The organism is Spirosoma humi (assembly GCF_054776575.1).
Genome location: NZ_BAAHBR010000015.1, coordinates 900009 through 920371, shown reverse-complemented (window position 1 = coordinate 920371; position 20363 = coordinate 900009). Strand labels below are relative to the sequence as shown.

14 protein-coding genes are annotated in these 20363 nt (G+C 51.4%); 9 read left to right on the top strand and 5 right to left on the bottom strand.

The features are described 5' to 3' along the window. Positions 1–21: 21 nt before the first annotated feature. Together ACYU8Y_RS20145 and ACYU8Y_RS20140 are read right to left on the bottom strand one after the other, a co-directional pair. Positions 22–1776, bottom strand: a complete 1755-nt coding sequence (locus tag ACYU8Y_RS20145; protein ID WP_460939872.1) for a GMC oxidoreductase — start codon at positions 1774–1776, stop codon at positions 22–24. A 113-nt stretch (positions 1777–1889) separates the two neighbouring features. Then, entirely contained in the window at positions 1890–2648 is a 759-nt protein-coding gene (locus tag ACYU8Y_RS20140) for a phosphatidylinositol-specific phospholipase C/glycerophosphodiester phosphodiesterase family protein (protein ID WP_460939871.1), read from the bottom strand. 197 nt (positions 2649–2845) lie between these two features. Between ACYU8Y_RS20140 and fabG the strand changes: the two genes are divergently transcribed. Next, a complete protein-coding gene (gene fabG / locus ACYU8Y_RS20135) occupies positions 2846–3592 on the top strand; it encodes a 3-oxoacyl-[acyl-carrier-protein] reductase (protein ID WP_460939870.1) in 747 nt (248 codons plus the stop codon). 73 nt (positions 3593–3665) lie between these two features. Continuing rightward, a complete protein-coding gene (locus ACYU8Y_RS20130) occupies positions 3666–5813 on the top strand; it encodes a vWA domain-containing protein (RefSeq protein ID WP_460939869.1) in 2148 nt (715 codons plus the stop codon). A 127-nt stretch (positions 5814–5940) separates the two neighbouring features. Here the strand turns inward: ACYU8Y_RS20130 and ACYU8Y_RS20125 are convergent, their stop codons facing one another. Both ACYU8Y_RS20125 and ACYU8Y_RS20120 read right to left on the bottom strand, forming a co-directional pair. After that, positions 5941–8412, bottom strand: coding sequence for a helix-turn-helix domain-containing protein (locus tag ACYU8Y_RS20125; RefSeq protein WP_460939867.1), 2472 nt, complete (start codon positions 8410–8412; stop codon positions 5941–5943). Between the two features lie 80 nt (positions 8413–8492). Then, positions 8493–8915 (bottom strand): EamA family transporter, encoded by a 423-nt coding sequence (locus ACYU8Y_RS20120; protein WP_460939866.1) that lies wholly within the window; start codon positions 8913–8915, stop codon positions 8493–8495. Between the two features lie 168 nt (positions 8916–9083). Between ACYU8Y_RS20120 and ACYU8Y_RS20115 the strand changes: the two genes are divergently transcribed. From ACYU8Y_RS20115 to ACYU8Y_RS20090, 6 genes are all read left to right on the top strand, one after another. Next, positions 9084–11594 carry a phosphocholine-specific phospholipase C gene (locus ACYU8Y_RS20115; protein WP_460939865.1) on the top strand — a complete coding sequence of 837 codons (2511 nt, stop codon included), beginning with the start codon at positions 9084–9086 and terminating at the stop codon, positions 11592–11594. A 111-nt stretch (positions 11595–11705) separates the two neighbouring features. Beyond that, complete coding sequence (ygiD, locus tag ACYU8Y_RS20110) at positions 11706–12587, top strand: 4,5-DOPA-extradiol-dioxygenase (RefSeq protein ID WP_460939864.1); 882 nt, start codon at positions 11706–11708, stop codon at positions 12585–12587. A 379-nt stretch (positions 12588–12966) separates the two neighbouring features. Further along, complete coding sequence (locus ACYU8Y_RS20105) at positions 12967–13398, top strand: MarR family winged helix-turn-helix transcriptional regulator (RefSeq protein ID WP_460939863.1); 432 nt, start codon at positions 12967–12969, stop codon at positions 13396–13398. Position 13399: 1 nt separating this feature from the next. Further along, complete coding sequence (locus ACYU8Y_RS20100; RefSeq protein ID WP_460939862.1) at positions 13400–14728, top strand: TolC family protein; 1329 nt, start codon at positions 13400–13402, stop codon at positions 14726–14728. Between the two features lie 30 nt (positions 14729–14758). After that, entirely contained in the window at positions 14759–15868 is a 1110-nt protein-coding gene (locus ACYU8Y_RS20095) for an HlyD family secretion protein (protein ID WP_460939861.1), read from the top strand. Positions 15869–15981: 113 nt separating this feature from the next. Then, positions 15982–17541 (top strand): DHA2 family efflux MFS transporter permease subunit, encoded by a 1560-nt coding sequence (locus ACYU8Y_RS20090; RefSeq protein ID WP_460939860.1) that lies wholly within the window; start codon positions 15982–15984, stop codon positions 17539–17541. A gap of 235 nt (positions 17542–17776) precedes the next feature. Here the strand turns inward: ACYU8Y_RS20090 and ACYU8Y_RS20085 are convergent, their stop codons facing one another. Next, positions 17777–18949, bottom strand: a complete 1173-nt coding sequence (locus ACYU8Y_RS20085) for a hypothetical protein (protein WP_460939859.1) — start codon at positions 18947–18949, stop codon at positions 17777–17779. A 306-nt stretch (positions 18950–19255) separates the two neighbouring features. Here ACYU8Y_RS20085 and ACYU8Y_RS20080 point away from each other — a divergent pair, with 306 nt between their 5' ends. Next, on the top strand, positions 19256–20323 hold the full coding sequence (locus ACYU8Y_RS20080) for a TolB family protein (RefSeq protein ID WP_460939858.1): 1068 nt from the start codon (positions 19256–19258) through the stop codon (positions 20321–20323). Positions 20324–20363 lie beyond the last annotated feature (40 nt).

Here is a 20363-nt window from a genome sequence, read left to right as displayed (position 1 = left end):
TTGTAATGCCGCTCCACCGCGTTACAGACTTTTCTGTTTCACTTGGTCAATGTAGTACTGTGACGTGCGCATTGAGCTGGCCAGAATTGTCCAGGTTACGTTTTTGTCACCCTGGGTAACGAAAGGGGCTGCGTCAACGACAAACAGATTTTTAACATCATGCGCCTGCTGGTACTTGTTAAGGGCTGACTTCTGCGGGTCGTTTCCCATACGAACGGTTCCTACTTCGTGAATAATGCGTCCGGGGGCGGCTAATCCATAGCCATGTGCCGTGTTCGGGCCGGGCTTTGCACCGAGGGCAATGCCGCCCATCGAGTGGATAATTTCCTCGAAAGTATCCTGCATGTGCTTAGCCTGCTTCACCTCGTAATCTGACCATTTGTAATGGAAGCGAAGGGTTGGAATGCCGTATTTATCAACCGTGTTAGGGTCAATTTCGCAATAATTTGTTTCGAGGGGGACGGGCTCGCCCCGGCCCGACATACTAATGTAGGCACCGTAGAACCGTCGGTAATCATCTTTCAGGCTGGCTCCATAACCGCCACCCGGTTTCATTTTGCCATCACGACCCGGAATGGTGCCGTTCAGGGCTTCAATACCACTGCCAAAGCCGTAGCCTGGCATACCCATTCCACCACCGTACTCGATATGGTAGCCACGGGGGAAATCCAGTTTCTTATTATCAAGCCACCAGGGCGTAAACACGTGCATACCGCCAACGCCATCTTCATTGTACCGTTTACGATCCATCAACGCTGGGATGAATCCAGAACGACTGGCCCCGGTGGAGTCATTCAGGTATTTGCCGATCACGCCACTACTGTTAGCCAATCCATTAGGGAAACGGGAAGACTTTGAGTTAAGCAAAATACGGGCTGATTCGCAGGTGCTTGCACCCAGCATCACCGCTTTTGCCCGCACCGTTATTTCCTCTAAAGTGCGGTTATTTACGTAACTCACTCCCGTAGCCAGGCCGGTTTGCGGATCGGTCAGAACCTCGCGTACCATGGCCCCGTTGATCAGGGTTACGTTGCCCGTCTTAACAGCCGGAATGCACAAAACGGATGAGGCCGAAAAGTCGGCATAAGCCTGGCAACCGCGGTTGCACTGATGGCAATAAAAACAGGAGCCCCGCTCGTTGTTGATTGGTTTGGTCAGGATACTTAGTCGCGAAGGAATAACGGGAATCCCAATGCTCCGGGCTCCTTTCCGAATCATCAACTCATGCAAACGAGGCTTGGGCGGTGGCAGAAAAATACCATCGGGTTCGTTCGGAAAGTTTTCGACTGAGCCGAAGACGCCAATAAGCCGGTCCACCTTATCGTAATAGGGTTTGAGGTCGTCGTAGCTGATTGGCCAGTCATCGCCAACGCCCGACAGCGAACGACGCCGGAAATCGTCGGGGCCAAAGCGCATGGAAATACGGCCCCAGTGATTGGTGCGCCCCCCGAGCATCCTGGACCGGAACCAGCCAAATTCAGTGCCTGACTTGGTAGAATAGGGTTCACCGTCAATATCCCAGCCACCCCAGGCTGCATCGAAGTCGCCACCAGACCGCGCTGCCGTGCTGGCGCCACGGCGGGGCGACTCATAAGGCCATTTCAGTTGAGTAATGTATTTCGGGTCAGCCGGATCGTAGTAGCCGCCGGCTTCGAGCAGAATAACTTTGGCGCCTGCTTTGGCAAGCATATAAGCGGCCATGCCGCCCCCGGCGCCCGAGCCTACAATTGCTACGTCGTAGGTGAGTGGAGCCTTTTTGATTTGTGGAATGTCCATCCGATGAGCAGTGGTTTAGGAAGTTAACAAATGCTGGTAAACCTATAAGTTAAGAAGTCGGAAGGTTTACTGTTTTGCTCTACCAACCAGCGCTATCAGAAAACTCCTTCTTCTTATCGGATCGCTCCGATAGCCTCGGCTATTTTATCGGTGTTAATGATATCGACTCCTAATTTTCGTAACTGTTTCCAACCGTTAGGCGTATCGGGAATTGCCCAGAAACGAAACGGTTTGTTATCGTTATGGGCTCGTTTGATAACGCGCTTGAGCTTGTCCCGGTCTTCACTGGATAGATCACCGGTGCCATCCCAGCGCGAATACGACTGGAAGTTATCGCTGATCAAAGCTACATGCTGAAGCGTTTCCTGGTCATATACTTCGCTGGGCCGACCATCGAACTGAAGTAGCGGAAAGTCCAGGTATGTATCAATTCTGGGTCGGCTTCCGCTAATGATTACCTGCACTGCTTTTGGGTTAGCCATGCGGTTGAAACAAACCAAGTTCGACTGCAGCATGGCCATGAGCTTGGGAAGCACTTCGGTTGGGTTTTCTTTTATATCGATAACTAGTGAAAAGGTATAATCGCGATCCGGGCCAGGTCGGTCTTTATACTGTTGAAACAGATGGACAATGGGTTGAAGATACAACGAGTCGAGCGTCGGTGGTTTTTGCGGAGACTCTTCTGGCTTCTCATGAGAAATCACCAGTTTACCATTCCGTAACCATACATCGGCTTCGATAAAATCAGCTCGTTGTTCATACGCTTCGGCAAACGGTCGTGCTTTGGCATAATCGTTGTGTGAAAAAAATTTTTGCGCCCGTGTAACGGATACGGACGCGAAGAGAAAGACCAAAAGAAAACAATGGCGCATGGTGGAGTGCTTGATTTTTGACAAAGTAACGCAGCTTATCCACGAAACCAAAACCTATGCGTACCTTGTCCTTTCAGACCAAACTACTAATTTTGACTAAATTTATTATGTGATTATGCCTAATAAATTGGGTGGAATGGCTTTTATGTTTTGTTCATCATCCATTCTTCGTCTTTTATCAATTATTACCCCTTATAATGGATTTACTGAAAGGAAAAGTTGCGCTGATTACGGGTGCGTCGCGTGGGATTGGTCGGGCTATGGCTCAAAAATTTGCTCAGGAAGGGGCCAGTGTCGCCTTTACCTACTTGTCGAGTGTTGAGAAAGGACAGGCCCTGGAAGACGAACTTCGGGCGTTTGGCGGACAAGTAAAAGGCTACCGCTCCGATGCATCGGATCATAAAGCCGCCGATGATCTCATTGCCCAGGTGCTGGCCGATTTCGGCAAACTCGATGTGCTCGTGAATAATGCCGGTATTACGAAAGACGGACTGTTAATGCGCATGACCGAGGAACAATGGGACACCGTAATTACCGTTAATCTAAAGTCGGTCTTCAACCTCACGAAAGCGGCCATTAAATCCATGATGAAGGCAAAGTCGGGTTCCATTATCAACCTGACATCGGTCGTGGGCATTCGGGGCAACGCGGGGCAGGCCAATTACGCAGCCTCGAAAGCAGGGATCATTGGGTTTACCAAGTCGGTTGCTCTTGAACTGGGCTCCCGTAATATCCGGTCCAATGCCATTGCACCAGGCTTCATTGAAACTGAAATGACCGGCGAAATTAATGAAAAGGCGCTTGATGAATGGAAACAGCAAATTCCAATGAAACGTGGAGGCCAACCCGAAGAAGTAGCTGATTGCGCTGTCTTCTTAGCCTCCGACCTCTCCCGCTACATCACCGGTCAGGTGCTGCAAGTGGACGGAGGAATGTTAACCTAGGAGTTAGGAGCGAGGAGAAATGTGTGCAATGCATGCCTCACTCCTCACTCCTCGCTTCTCACTCCTTAATCGAATGAATTTCATTTTCCAATCCTCTCCCTGGTGGATTCTGGTTTGCCTGTTTGTGGGAGCAGTCTATGCGTTTGCCATGTATCAGCCACTACCGCGTTTGGCAGGTAGTGGAACGGCTACCAGTGGATTCGATAAGCGAACAACCTATGGGCTGGCGGCATTACGCTTTGTCGTTGTTAGCTTCCTGGTCTTTCTGTTGCTGAACCCGTTGATCCGTAGCCTGCGTACGCTTACCGAGAAACCCAAAGTTGTCCTGGCGATCGATAATTCTGAGTCGGTAGCGGCTGCGGGTCGACCAGCCCTCACCAGGGCATTGGCAAGCCTGCAAACCCTGCAGCAGCAATTGACCGAGAAAGGGTTGGATGTATCCATTCATACATTCGGCAATGCTGCCTCAACGGATCAGGAGGATCAGTCGGATCTGACGCAGATTCCGTTCACCCATCGGACAACCGATTTGTCCGGCCTACTCTCGGGTATTCGATCTGATTATGAAGGACGCAATCTGACCGATGTCGTGCTGGTGTCGGATGGTATTTTCAATCAGGGGCTTTCTCCGACATTTGGCCAGTACCCGTTTGCGTTGCAGACGATCGGATTAGGCGATACCATACCCAAAAAAGATATCCAACTGAAAGGCATTATTGCCAACCGGATCGCGTATCTGAGTAACCAGTTTCCTATAAAGGCTGAAATTGTTAGCAACGGCTATCAGGGGCGCAGCGCTACGGTTGTATTGCGGCAGAATGGCAAAGAGTTGGGTCGACAATCGATCAACTTTGCCGGCAAAGTTGGCGGACAGGGTGATTCGTTCAATCAATTGACCTTTCAGACCACAGCCACTCAGAAAGGGGTTCAGCATTATGTCGTGGAGGTGCTGCCCCAACCCGGCGAATTCAGCACGCGCAATAACCGTCAGGATGTGTACCTGGACGTTATCGACGGGAAAGAGAAAGTGCTCTTGCTGGCCCTGACTCCGCACCCGGATGTAAAAGCCCTGCGGAATATTCTGGAGAAGAACCAGAATTACGAACTCGATGTGCGTATTCTGACCGGAACTCCGGCCGAAGCCACTCCAACGGCGGATAAAACCTATGACTTGGTCATTTTCCACCAGATTCCTGACAACGGCGGGGCTGGAAGCCCATTGCTTCAGAAATACCTGTCCAAGAATACGCCCGTGCTGTTCGTACTGGGCAATCAGTCATCACTGGGGCCGTTCAACACATCTAACCCTGTGATGCAGGTGAACGCCCAGCCGAACCAGAGCGATAAAGTTACGGGCGTATTCAATCCCGCGTTCAAACAACTCAATCTTGATCCGGAGCGGCTTGCGATTTTATCTAAACTGCCGCCCATGTCGGTACCGTACGGCGAGTTCAGGTTGCAGGCGGGTAGTGAAGTGGTACTTTGGCAACAGGTTGGCAGCGTCCGGACAACGAAACCGTTGCTGGCTCTGAACGTAACCAGCCCACGCAAAACGGCCGTGCTGGCGGGGGAGGGTTTGTGGTCGTGGCGACTGGAAGAATACGCCCTGACGGACAAACAGGAAGTAGTTGATGAGCTGATCCAGAAAGTGATTCAACTCATCTCCGTGAAAGAAGATCGCCGTAAACTTCGGGTTTATCCAATTCGGAATGAGTTTGTAGCAGGCGAAAAAGTCATTTTCGAGACGGAGCTTTATAACGACATTTATGAGCGGCTGTACGATAAACCCGTTCGGCTTGAGATCAGCGATGAGAAAGGGTTGACCCGTTCGTACAACTACACGCCGACAGAAGCAAACAGCCGCTTCGAGATCAGCCGTTTGCCCGAAGGCTCGTATCGGTTCAAAGCCAGTGTGACGGTTAATAACAAAGCCGAGCAGTCGACAGGGCAATTTGTTGTGCGTGACCTGCAGCTCGAAGCGCTAAACACAACCGCCGATCACGGCTTACTTCGCCAGCTTGCCAAACAAACGGGTGGCCAGTTCTATACGGTCAATCAAACGGATGAACTCGTACGTACGCTGACCAACCGCCCGCACCCCGCCCGCCTGACCAGCACCGAAGAAATGAACGAGCTCATCAACTGGCGCTGGTTATTCTTTGTCGTGCTGACACTGGTCTCGATAGAGTGGGGCCTTCGGAAGTTTTACGGAGGGTATTGATAAGGGTGAAAAGACGTACAGACAGAGCTTTCTAGTGAACTACATCTGAACGATTAAAGACCAAGCGAAGAGACAGCCAACAGCGAAAAAACGTTGGTAGAAATCAAACTGATTTTTATCCGTTTCTTCAGGCCCCGGCTTCACCTGATTCCGCCCGCATGGCATACTGCACAAACCGAATGTCGCTGAACGATACGTCGTTGCCCAAGCCCTGTCGGATGGAACTCAGTGGTTCGGAAGGGTACTGTTCGAGGTAGGACCGGATGCTGGCTACCTTTTTAGGAGGTATCAGTGCGTTAATGGCTACTTCGCCGGTTTTGACATAAGGCAATAAATGGCTTTCGATAGTCGAAACGGCTAGACCACGTTCGGCAGCAATCTCATCGACGGCTTTCCCGGCCTGGAAGAGAGCGTACGTAATGGCGGGTGACAGCTCTTTTGGCTCTTTGGGTTGCTTGGGCGCTTTTACCTTTGGCGTAGCCGCACTGCTAGTGGAAGCACGACCAATGGGCGTTTCCCGAATAATGCGGAGGATGTCTTCGCCGATCTGTTTCACTTTAGTCTTGCCAAATCCTTTGATAGCCAGTAGCTCGGCCTGGTTCGTCGGACGAAGGCGGGCCAGTTCGACGATGGTTTTTTGGGGCAATACCATAAAGCCGGATGTGTTGTGTTCACCCGCCATATCATTCCGCCATTTCATCAGGGCACCGTACAGGCCACCCCGTGCCGGACCATCCGAATCCGTCTTTTCGGGAATCTGGGGCTCGTGTTTTTTGCGTTCCGGCTGAAAATCCAGTTCGGCCCGGTTGCGAGCCTGCAGGTAGTTTAAGGCGTTAAACCCTTCCCGACAACTCTCGAAACTTCGCAGTTTGCTAAATAACTCCTTCTCTAATTCGTCCATCACTTCCAGCAGCAGATCCCGTACTTTTTTATTGTCGCAGTCGGTTGGGAAGCGGTGTAGGAGCGGGAGTAATTCAGTCCCCAACAGCGTCTGGAAATAGGACCCCGCTTTGCTGACCCGCTCCTGAAGAGCCTGGTTATGTTCGGGTAGATTTTCGCTGGCGAAGTAACTCGGCAACTGTTGCTGAAAACGCCCCGACACATCGCTCGCTCGTTCCCGCACCAGATTCGTTAACTGCGTCAGAATAGAGGAGCCTTCAGCATCCAGACTGCTGGCGTGCTCATTTACGACGCGCCGACACCGGTAGAGCAGGGAGGTGGCACGTTCAAACGAAAACAATTCCCGAAGCAGGTGTTGCTGGTTGGTTAGTTTCGCCTGGTGAAGGTGCTGTTCGTTGGGCGTTTGCTGCTGAACCTGTTCGTGGAAATCTTCCAGTTCCAGCTCTGTTTTGATGCTGTGGGCCGGAATCGGTGAGCGAAGTACCAGTCCATCCAGGGTTTTGCAGCGGCTGAGCGCCACGTATACCTGCCCGTGGGCAAAGGCCGACGATACATCGAGAATCGCCTTTTCGAACGTAAGTCCCTGACTTTTGTGCACGGTAATGGCCCAGGCCAGCTTAAGCGGAAACTGCCTGAATGTGCCAATGGGCTCACTTTTAATTTCCTTGGTAACGGGGTCCAGGGTATACTTGATATTCGTCCAGTCAACGGGGTATACCACTATCTCCTCCCCATTCTGATGGCTCGTTACATAGATGGCCGAATCGTCCATGTCGGTAATCCGGCCAATTTTGCCATTGTAGTAGAGTTTATCCCGACTAATGTCATTTTTGATGAACATTACCTGAGCGCCCACTTTCAGGTCAAGACTGGCCTCGGTTGGGTAGGTGTGTGCCGGGAAGTCACCTTCTACCGTAGCCGTAAATGTGCGGGGCTTGCCTTTCAGCGCCAGCAGCTTCTGGCTGTTAATTTGTTGCGCTGCTGAGTTATGGGTAGATAGGGTAATGTAGCCTTCATCCTCTTTCGGGGAGAAGTCGGGGATGTACCGCTGATTCAGATTGTCCAGTTGTGCTCGGGTTACGGTTTTCTCGCGAATGCTGTTAAGCAGACCAATGAAGCGTTCGTCGGACTGCCGGTAAATATGCGTTAGCTCGATGGGGACGTAGGACGTTTGCCGGAGGGCTTTGCTGCCAAAAAAATAGCCCGTATCATAATAAGGCCGCAACAGGGCCCAGTCTTCATCTTTAATGACGGGCGGCAACTGCTGCATGTCGCCGATCAGCAACAATTGTACGCCACCGAAAGGGGCCGTACTGGTACGATACCGCCGGAGCACTTCGTCAATACCGTCCAGCACATCGCTTCTGACCATACTGATTTCGTCGATCACCAGCAGGTCCAGAGTACGCAATAAGTTAATTTTCTCCTTGTTGAATTTCTTGCCTTCAAGCTGCGTGGCACCCGGCACCAACGGCCCAAACGGAAGTTGAAACAGCGAGTGGATCGTGACGCCCCCGGCGTTTATCGCGGCCACACCCGTTGGGGCCACAACCGCAAGCCGCTTGGCACTCAGTTGTTTGATCTGCTGAAGGAACGTTGTTTTTCCGGTTCCGGCTTTACCGGTCAGGAATATATTTTGGTTGGTGTGCAGAACAAAATTGTGGGCAAGGTCAAGTTTTTCGTTTACGGCAACGGTCATAAAGCATACAGGAGATAATAAACAAAGATACTTTATTTATAGACGAGTTCTTCTCCCTGATGTCATTCAACCCGGGTCGTCTACTCCTTTGTCACGGCAATAATGACGGCTCCGGCAACCATCAACAGGGCTCCCAAAACGACCTGCCAGCTTACTTTTTCTTTAAGAAAAACGGCGGCCATAATAACGGAAAAGAGTAGCGACGCGTTGGTAATGGGCGATACCTGCGAGGCATTGCCTAGCTTTAAGGCCCGAAATGAAAACAGGGACGACAGGCAGGTAACGACGCCGGCAATGATCAGGTAAATCCAGACCCGACGCTCAATGCGCGAGACATCCGGTAAGTTTCCCTGGGCGATAACCACGCTCCAGGAGACAAGTAAAATCAGAACTGACTGAATCGCAAAGGCCAGACTCGAATCGACATCCTTAATGCCGGCTTTTGACAACGTAACGACAATGGCAGCCGAGAGAGCAGCCAGTAAGGCAAAAAGAATCCACATAGGTGTTGGGGGTTTATGAACCGAGTAAGCGAACGAAACATGTATAACGTGTAAAGCGCCAAGTGAAACAAAATGATTTAATAATCTGATAGAAAGGTTTTTTGATGTCAGGTAGCTTATTTTTGGGGTTCATATCAGAAGACCCCTGCCGGATCAATCAGTACACGTATGGATTCCAGAAGAGACTTTATCAAAAAAGCTGCGCTGTTATCAACGAGTCTTTCGGGTATTCTTCCCGAGTCGATTCAAAAAGCCTTTGCTATTGATCCTCAGCCCGGCACGAGCTATCTCGATGCCGAGCACGTCGTTATTCTGATGCAGGAGAACCGCTCCTTCGATCACACGTATGGGACGTTGCAGGGCGTGCGCGGGTTCAACGATCCCAGGGCTATCGATCTGCCTAATAAAAATAAAGTCTGGCTTCAGACCAACGCGGCTGGCGAAACCTACGCGCCCTTTCGCCTGAACATGCACGACACGAAAGCGACCTGGATGAGTTCGTTACCGCACTCCTGGGAGAACCAGGTCGATGCCCTCAATGGCGGTAAACACGACAAATGGCTGGATGCCAAGAAATCGGGCAATGAAGAATACGCCGACATGCCGCTGACGCTGGGTTATTACAACCGCGAAGATTTGCCGTTCTATTACGCGCTGGCTGATGCCTTTACGGTCTGCGACCAGAACTTCTGCTCCTCGCTGACGGGCACCACACCCAACCGGCTGTTTTTCTGGACGGGCACGCTCCGCGATCCGAACGACCCGAAGGCCATGGCCAATGTGCGCAACGAAAACGTGGATTACGGTTCGGAGGTGAGCTGGAAAACGTTCCCGGAACGGCTGGAAGAAAACGGCGTTTCCTGGAAAATCTACCAGAATGAAATTAGTTTGCCAACGGGGCTGGTAGGTGAGGCCGACGGTTGGCTTGGGAACTTCACCGACAATCCCATCGAATGGTTTTCGCAGTACCAGGTGCGCTATCATCCGGCTTATTACCGGCATATCCAGCAGGAGGAAAAGGCGATTCCTGAGCGGATACAGCGGCTGGAGGCCAAACTGACGGGTTTGAGCGAAACCGATAAGGAATACGCGGCCAGTAAGCGGGAGTTGGCTCATCAACGGCAGTGGCAAAAAATGGTCCAGTCTGATCTGGTGACTTACACGCCTGCCAAATTCAATCAACTGCCGGAACGGGAAAAGAATCTTCATCGGAAAGCTTTTACAACCAATTCCCGCGATGCCCGTTACCATGAACTAACCACGCTGACCTACGACGATGGCTCCACCAGGCGGGAGGTTCGTGTTCCGAAAGGGGATGTACTACACCAGTTCCGGGAGGACGTAATGAGTAAGACGCTGCCGACGGTATCCTGGGTTGTCGCGCCCGAAAACTTCTCCGATCACCCTTCGGCGCCCTGGTATGGTGCCTGGTATATTTCGGAAATGCTGGACATCCTGACCCAGAACCCCGACGTTTGGAAGAAAACGATCTTCATTCTGGCCTATGACGAAAACGACGGCTATTTTGATCATGTACCTCCTTTCTTACCCGCTCACCCGGACAAACCCGAAACGGGCCTGACGAGTAAAAACATTGATACGCGCTCTGAATTCGTTACGCAGGAGCAGGAGAATAAACGAAAAAGTCCGGGTCGAACCGGCCCGATCGGACTGGGGTTTCGTGTGCCACTGGTCGTGGTATCGCCCTGGAGCCGGGGTGGTTACGTAAACTCGGAACTATTCGACCATACGTCGACGCTCCGGTTTCTGGAAAATTTCCTGAGTCATAAAAAAGGTAAGGAGATTCGTGAGTCGAATATTGGTTCCTGGCGACGTACGGTCTGTGGGGATCTCTCATCCGTGTTCAGGCCCTACAACGGCGAAGCAATCAAATTGCCCAAATCACTGGAGAAAGAAGCCTTCATCGAAGGAATCCACAAAGCGCAATTCAAAGCCGTTCCCTCCAACTACAAGCGCCTGTCTGAACAGGATATTCAGCAGTGCGCTACCAATCCGGCTGCTTCACCTTATTTGCCGCGCCAGGAGGTGGGCATTCGGCCATCCTGTGCATTGCCGTACGAGTTGTATGTCGACGGTCGAATGGTGGGTAAACAGTTTACGCTAACGCTTGCGGCTAAAGCAGATGCCTTTGGCAAGCAGGCGCTCGGTGCTCCTTTTCAGGTTCATCATCGCCAGGGGGATGGGGTGACCATTCGTTCGTATACCGTCATGGCTGGTGATGAATTGCAGGACGCCTGGCCAGTCGACCAGCCCATGCGGGTGAGTGTACAAGGGCCTAATGGCTTTTACCGGGCGTTCAACAGTGGCCCGGCCAATCCGCCGGTTCAGGTAGTGTGCGATTATGAGCGGGATGCCAAAAAGAAGTACACGGGAAATGTCGTGGTCAGGTTGAAGAATACCGATCCGGCGCGGACCTATTCGATTCAACTGCTGGACAATGCTTACCAGACGAAAAAACAGGCGATAACCCTTGAAAAAGCCGGTATGGCCGGTGCACAGCAGGCTGTGGTCCTTGACCTGAAAAAGAGCCACAACTGGTATGATTTCTGCGTGAAGGTTACTGGCTTCGACCTGTTCGAACAACAGTACGCTGGTCGGGTCGAAACGGGCAAAGCGAGTTTCAGTGACCCGTTTATGGGGAAAATCAGTAAGACGTAAGGTGAAGTGATTTATGGAGTAACTGCCTTCAGTTAGCGCACTAGGATGGATGGCCGTTGGGTCGGAACCAATCGCGTACTGATTTCATTTTAAAGTCAATACAGGTGACCAATGAACCGTAACGACTTTTTAACCATCCTGATGGCAACGCCCCTCGTATCAGACTTTACCAAATTCACAAGTTCACTACCCGAACAGGGACCGGAAATGCCCGTGCTGTTTGTGGGGCACGGGTCGCCCATGAATGGCATTGAAACAAACGAGTTTAGTCAGTACTGGAAAAAACTAGCGGGTGAAATTCCCGTTCCAAAGGCGGTACTGGTTATTTCAGCCCACTGGTTGACTCGGGGCACCCACATTACAGCGATGGAATCACCCAAGACGATTCATGATTTTGGTGGGTTTCCGCAGGCCTTATTCGATGTGCAGTATCCCGCGAAGGGTAGCCCTGAGCTGGCCAGGGAAACCGCTGGCCTGGTTCACTCGACGGTTGTCGGGCTAGATCACGACTGGGGGCTGGATCATGGAACCTGGAGCGTCGTGCGCCAGATGTACCCGGAAGCTAACATCCCCGTGTTGCAGTTGAGCATCGATTATACGAAGGATGGGCAGTACCATTATGATCTGGCCAAAGAACTGGCGGCTCTACGCCGGAAGGGCGTTTTGATTTTGGGGAGCGGCAATATGGTACATAATCTGCGGATGATGACTTTGCCGCCCTCCCGCGATTTCAATGCGGCCTTCGGACATGACTGGGCCATTCACATGAACGACACATTCAAGGAACTGATTCTGAATGGTAATCACGCTCCCCTGATTGCTTACGACCGGTTGGGCCCTGAAGCACGCCTGGCCATTCCAACGCCAGAACATTATTTACCGTTGTTATACACCCTGGGGCTTCAGGGAAAACGGGATGCCGTTTCATTCTTTAATGACAAAGCCGTTGCTGGTTCGCTAACGATGACTTCCGTAAAAATCACCAGCGTCTAAATACCAGACTGGTAGACGCTTTTGCGAACGCCACCAATCGTATTCGAACAGCTGGAAGCAGCCTAAGACAACACCAAACGCTCCGATGTAGCCCGTCGGAGCGTTTGGTATTTAAGGCAAACTGGGCCGACCGGAGGGGACGCCTTTGCGTTAAAATGCTATTAAAAATTAGCTACCGTAACGGCTTTAAGGCCGGATCAAACAAGATGCTGTGGACTGAATAGGTATTGTATTATTTTGATGAGAGGATTTTGTTGCACTAAAGGAAGATAATAGTCTTTTATCCATAAAAAGCCGGGAAGGCGTTCCTGTTTTAGGTCGTTTAAACGAAATTTGTTTAAACAAATATTGGTTATACCTTTGACACGGCCTATTAGACATGGAAACGCAATTAATCAATGAATACCACCGGCTCATCAAAAACATTCATCAGACGGATGGCTATATATTCAACTACTTTGGACAAAAGCTAGCTCCGTTCGATTTGTCGGTTCAACAGTACATCACCTTACGCCGTCTGTCAGAAGTGTACCCTAATAGTTTGACAGCGGGGGAGTTGAAGGAAAAAATGACAGACATAAATTCAGATATGACCCGGCTTACCGATCGACTGGTAGCGAAGAATCTGATTATTCGTGAGGTCGATCCGACAAATCGAAGACGGGTCAATTTGCGGCTAACCGAGGAGTCCTACCAGTTTGTGGAAACCGTAGCCGCTGATTTTAAGAATTTTGAGTCGATCGTGAGTCATCTCACGGCCGAGGAAGTACGCATAATGAACACACTGCTTGAAAAAATTAGAAATCGGTAAAATGAAAAAGTACGTAATCGGGGCTGGCTTGTGGGTGCTGAGTCTGGGTTGGGCCACCGCCCAGCCAACACCAGCTGTTATGCCGCTGGATCAGGCCATTCAACGGGCCTTACAAAATAATAAGGGAATCAAACTGGCCGATTCGCGCACGCTGGCGGCCGAAGCCCGCGCGCAGGAAGCTAAAGACCGTAGTTTGCCGCAGGCGAATGCATCGCTGGCGTACTCGCGCTACAGCCTGACCGGCCCTTTTGCCTTTGGGCAGGGCAGTGATGGAAAAGCGCTGGCATCGATCCCGGCGGGAGCATTCAATGCTACTATCGGAGGGGCTACGATCACCAAAGAAGTATTTGGCGGGTTTGCCGAGAAGTCTGCCGAACTGTCGGCCAATTTGCTGGCGAAGGCCAGTCAACTGGATGCGCAGCGCAACCGCTCTGAACTGGTTTATACCGTTACGGATGCGTACTATAATATCGTGAAGCTGATTCGCTCGACCAGCGTGATCGATCAGAACATCCGGCAGTTCGATGAGCGGGAGCGGGAAGCGCAGAATTTGCAGAAGGAAGGCGTGGTGACGGCCAATGAAGTGTTGAAGATTCAACTACAGCGCAACAACTTACAACTCAGCCGCCTTCAGGTGGAGAAAGCCCGGCAAACGGCACTGTATAACTTTAACCTGCTCATCGGCCTGCCTGACGATCAGGTGATAACCGTCGACACGACTCTGGCCAATCCGGTCGTTACGGCCGAACCGCTGAGCAATTTTCTGGGGCAGGCCTTACAGAGCCGCCCGGAAGTACAGGCAAATGCCTTACGCGTACAATCGGCGGAAGCTATGTTGCGGAACACCAAGAGCAGTCTGTATCCGCACCTGGGTGTATCAGCGGGGTATAACTACATCAACCCAACGGCGCGGCTCATTCCTGAAGGCAGTTCGTTCATCAGCGCCTGGAACGTGGGGGCCGGACTGAGCTACAACATCGGTTCGCTTTACAACATGAAAGGCAAACTGAATTCGGCGAAAACAGCCATCGACCAGGCGGCCCTGCAGGGCCAGCAGCAAACCGACCAGATTCGGTCGGAGGTTGTAACGGCTTATAACAATTACCAACTGGCGCTGGAACAGCAAAACGTGATCCGCACCGCGGTGGGGCAGGCTCAGGAAAATTACCGCCTGTCTGAATCCCGCTTCCGCAATGGGCTGGTTGGCTCCACGGACCTGCTCGAAGCGGATAGCTTCCTGCTTCAGGCACAACTCAATGTGATCAATGCTACCGTGGACGCCCAACTGGCGTATCAACGTCTGCTGAAAGCCACGGGCCACAATCTTTAATTAATCTCACGTTCTGACGAACGAAAAACCATGAACAAGAAAACTTTATTCCGCGTAGGGGGCGTCGTTGTCCTGGTCATTGCTCTCTTTTTCGGGTACAGCGAGTTTCGCTACCTGCAACGCCATGAAACAACGGATGATGCTCAGATTGACGGTGATGTAAACCCGGTTATTCCCAAAGCGGGTGGGTATGTAACAGCCATTCGGTTCAAAGACAACCAGTTTGTGAAAGAAGGGGATACGCTGATCGTTCTGGACGATGCCGATTATAAAATTCGGGTAGCGCAGGCCGAAGCGGCTTTGCAAAGCGCGATGGCTGCCGCGGGTGTTTCGCGCTCGCAGGTTAACGTGGCGTCGGCCACGATCCAAAGTTCCCAGGCGAGTGTATTTACCGCTCGGAATCAGGTCGCAACGGCACAGGCCAACGTAACGGCGGCTCAGGCTCGCGCCCGTAAAGCCAATCAGGATTTTGACCGCTATAGTCGGCTGTTGGCTGAAAAAACGGTTCCGCAACAGCAGTTCGATGCCGTACAGGCCGAACGCGATGCGGCTCAGGCTCAGGTTCAGGCGGCCCAGGCTCAGTTGCAAACGGCTCAGGCCCAGGTAGCCGCAGCTGGTACGCAAACGGGCGTTACTAATTCGCAGCGCCGGGCAACGGAAGGACAGATTTCGGTAGCGCAGGCGGCCATTAAACAACGCCAGTCAGATCTGGATCTGGCTAAACTTCAGTTGTCGTATACAGTTGTCAAAGCTCCCATCTCGGGCGTCGTTTCGAAACGGTCGGTGCAGGTTGGTCAACTGGTGCAGGCTGGTCAGGCGTTGTGTTCCATCGTTGGTAATTCGAGCCTGTGGGTAACGGCCAACTTCAAAGAAACGCAGTTGAAACAGATGCAGCCCGGCCAAACGGTAGATGTTGATGTGGATGCTTTCGAAGGCGAAAAACTGGTTGGTCACGTCGGTTCGTTCGCTGGTGCAACGGGCGCTAAATTCACGCTTCTGCCCCCTGACAACGCCACGGGTAACTACGTGAAAGTGGTGCAACGGATTCCGGTTCGAATCGAGCTGGATAAAAACAGTCCGCTCTACGCTAAGCTCCGCCCCGGTATGAGTGCGACGGTAGCGGTGGATTTGCAGAAATAGTCTTACTGGTGACGGTGGTGTCGGGTTCTTAAACCCGACACGCTCGCGTCAGCAACGGTGTTGGACCGGGTGGCCGGTGCCATCTTAAACCCGACACCACTACTAATCAACTAATGAAAAAATTAGGTTTTGATAAATGGATCGTTGTCATAACGGTCACGACGGCCGCTCTGCTGCAAACCATCGATTCCTCCATCGTTAATGTTACGCTGAACCAGATGATGGGTAATCTCGGCGCATCGCTGGGCGATATTAGCTGGGTGGTTACGGGCTATGCAGCCGCCAGTGCGGTTATGATTACGATGTCGGGCTGGCTAACGGCCAAACTGGGTCGCCGGAATTATTTTGCCGCGTCCATTATCCTATTTACCATCGCGTCGATCTTTTGTGGTACATCCACCAACGTTTGGGAGCTTGTCTTCTTCAGGGTCGTTCAGGGTATTGGTGGCGGAGGGTTGTTAACCACGGCGCAGTCTATTCTGATCCAGACCTTTCCGAAAGAGGATTTAGGTATTGCCAACGCCATCTTTGGACTAGGCGTAATTATTGGGCCATCCATCGGCCCTACGCTTGGCGGCTTCATTACCGATAACCTGTCGTGGAACTGGGTGTTTTACATCAATATTCCATTCGGTATTCTGGCGACTTTCCTGACGTACACCTACATTAAGGAACCGGCGGAGAAAATGCTGGCGGGTAAGATGGACTGGCTGGCCCTGGTCCTGCTTGTAATGGGTATCGGTGGTCTGCAGATTATTCTGGAAAAAGGCGAAGAAAAAGACTGGTTCGATTCCCGCTTTATTGTCGGCATGTCGATTGCTGCCAGTGTCGGTATAGTCGGGTTCATCTGGCGTCAACTAGCGGTTAAGCTCCCTATTCTGGATCTTCGGTTGTTGCGCCAGCGCCGGTTTGCCGTAGGTACTCTCTTTAATTTTATTCTGGGTTTCGGTTTGTTCGCGTCGGTATTCATTATCCCCGTCTTCTGTCAGACGATTCTGGGCTTCACCGCCAGCCAGACGGGACTATTGCTCATGCCGGGTTCCATTGCCACGGGTATGATGATGCCGGTGGTAGGCGGGCTGATGAGTAAGAACTATATCTCACCCGTTTGGTACGCGGGTATCGGCTTCCTGCTGTTCTTTGGCTTCTGTTTCGATTTGTCCGCCATTAGTCTGGCGGCTGGCCCGGATTATTTCTTCTGGCCGCTAATCATTCGGGGTATTGGTATGGGCTTGATTTTTATCCCGCTGACAACCGTTACGTTAGCCGATTTAAAGAACATCGAAATTCCACAGGGGTCGGCCCTGACGGGTATGATTCGTCAGTTGGGCGGTACGTTCGGAACGGCCATCATGACGACGTACATCTCAACGCGTACCATGTTTCATGCCTCGCGGTTGAGCGATAACGTTTCGACCTACAACCCACTATCGGTCGATCGTATTCGGCAGTATACGGGCTTGTTTCTGTCGAAAGGAGATGCGCTGGCAACGGCTACCGGTAAAGCGTACGGCCTCATGCAGGGTGCCCTGATGCGACAGGCTTTGGTGATGACCTATGCCGATGCGTTTCTGGTCATTGGTGGCTTCTTCCTGATTTGTGTACCGTTGCTGCTATTATTTATCGGTAAGAAAATCGAAGCGCCTGCACACACGGAGATGGTGATGGAGTAGGCGGGTAACGAATCTATTTTGTTTCGTTTAGCAAAAAGGTCGGGATGCAGCATCCCGACCTTTTTGTTATATAATGAATTGGCTGCAAGCGAGTGAGTTAGATACTTTTTGTTTAATAAAGGACCTCCATCAGTACTCTTCATAGAATTACCTGCCACAGGTGTGGTGCTGGCGGTCCCGTCTGTGAGGCAACCGCTCGACAGCGGGCAGGCGCTAGGGCAAAATCATGGGGTTATCATTTGCCGATCTCGCGTCTGGATTCGTCGGCCCATCTCATCCGTCTTACTTTGGCAACCCTACTATTTGTATCTTCCAACTTCTGTTTCAAAGCAGCTAACTTCTCTGGATCGAATCCTTTTTTGTTCTTCTCCACGAAGGCTTCGGCATCAGCTATGTTTTGTTGCACCTTATCCCATTCGATCTGAGCCCAGATGGCTCCTACATCAACTTTATACGCTTTGTAGACGCCCATACCCCCTTTCACGATGGAAATGGCCGCTCCTCCGCCACCGGCCACCGCGCCAACTGCCGATGCGGCTCCTGCGTGTGAAACTTCCACGAGTGTTCTCGTGATGCCCTCTTTGGCACCTACCGCTCCAGATCCTTTCAACAACTCTCCTCTACCTACAGCCGCTCGGCCACTTTGAACTCCGCCCTCCCGCTGCGCGTTTGCTAATCCTACCTCCGTAACTGACCGGGCAGCGCCCACCGCTACACCTGTTGCTGCCGAAGATACCCCAATCGCAATCGCACCAGCGGCCATTGGAATAGCGGCAAGGCCGCCAGAGGCCACAATGCCGGCCACAATCAGGCCACCACCTAAAATACCCAATCCTATTTGGAATCCACTTAATGTGGCCATTCCGTTTCGCCACTTCTTCACATCCTGCTCATTTTTCTCAAACAGTTCCATAAGGGCGTCTATGCCGTCGCACCAGGCACCTACTTTGTTGAAATTGTCCGTCTGGAGTTGATGCGGCCTGCCCCTAACGGCCTGCTGACTACGTTCTCTCCCTGTTAGTTGAGCCGTGAAGTCCCAGGTGTCATCGATTACCCTAAGCTCATGGTTCGGGGTGAACAGGCTTGCTATTCTCGGCAACTGTACAACACCGGGCTCGCTTGTATTCAACGGACCGCTACTAATCCGAGTTGTGCTATCCTCCCAGCCGCCACTGATACCGCGTACATACCAACCTGCTGCCCGGGTGTTTCTGCCATTTTTTTCTCCCTGCCAATATCTTGCCTCACGTCCGTCGGAAAGCGTTTTCTTCGCAGCCCAATACCCTTGCGACATCGCCGATGCCGTTTGCGCCTGAAGTGCACTTGGTGCTGGCCGGGAAGCACTGGCAGGTGTAGTTGTAGGAGTGGGGGTATTCCGGAGTTGCATCGCCCGTTCAGCAGGTGTCATACGCGTAAAGAAATCTAGTTAAAGAATGAATGAGATCAACAGTCCGACAACTATGTTAGGACGAGTAACCTAAAGTTAATGGGTTTTACATTGCTAGGTAACTATTTCAAACATACGGTATTATTTTTTGTCACCCTGCGTGCCGCTACGATTGCCAAGTTGAATTAAGGAGATTGATTATTTTTAGTCGACCTTGTTGAAAGGCATCTTAAAGGGGCGCTAGAGCCGGGAAGATTGGGACCTATTTCTAGCCTTTGCAACCAATTTCACTGGACCTGAGTCATTGGTATAAATAGGAGGTTTGATATGAGACCAAATCGTTTACTGTTGGTGTGTGGCTTGCTCGTGTTAATGGGAAGTTGTGGGCCGTTTCATTTGGGAGAATACAGCCAGGGGGTATTTCCGGAAACGGTAACCAATCTTGGAGCTATTAATTCGGTCGATGACGACTACAATTCAACAGCACCCGCATTTGGCACAGTGATACCCTTGCTTTTTTCATCAAAGCGGGGAGGGCGGAGCGATTTTAACTTCGTAAAAGAGTCACTTAATTATTCGTTTGATAAGCATTCCGAGAAGTTCTCCTGGGATAATAAGCCTTATGGTGGGTGGGACATTTTGCAGGAGCAAAGGCCAATTGGCTGGGCCGGTGATAAGGCCAATTCCGACGCGAACGAACTGGGACCGTATATCAAATCGTATGAGCGGGATTTAATAAAAGACGGCATGGGTGGGCATTATGCTGAATACCTGATGCTATTTGCCTCCGACCGGACCGGTAATCTTGATATTTATTTAATTCATAATTACCAGGACAATCTCGCAAATACACCTGTTATTGCGGGGAGTATAAGTGCCCTTGACAATAAACAAGTTGCTGAACCCGTGCCGCTCTCTTTCCTGAATTCTCCGGCTGACGATGCTTACCCGACATTTGACAAAACATATAGTTCACTTTATTTCACATCTAACCGGGCTGGCTCCTTCGATATTTATAAAGCGGCAGTACCAAGTATAGCCCCGTCGGAATTACATACTCGATTACCTGCCTTATCAAATGTGCCGATTGAGCGGGTCGCTGAGTTGTCGTCTACTGCCGATGATAAATGTCCGTTTATTCTGAATGACATGCTGGTCTTTACGTCGAACAGGCCAGGTGGGCAGGGAGGGTATGATTTGTATTACAGTAAATGGGAAGCCGGGCGCTGGTCGGCACCCGTGAACTTTGGACCAACCGTTAATACGGCTTCTGATGAGTACCGCCCCATTTTATCGGATCAGCCGGATTTTTCCAATCGACTAATGATTTTTTCCTCCAACCGCCCGGGTGGTAAAGGTGGCTATGATCTGTATATGATTGGCCTGCCAAAATAGAATTTTCCGCGTTCGTGCCCGGAATGATGGTGTCATTGAC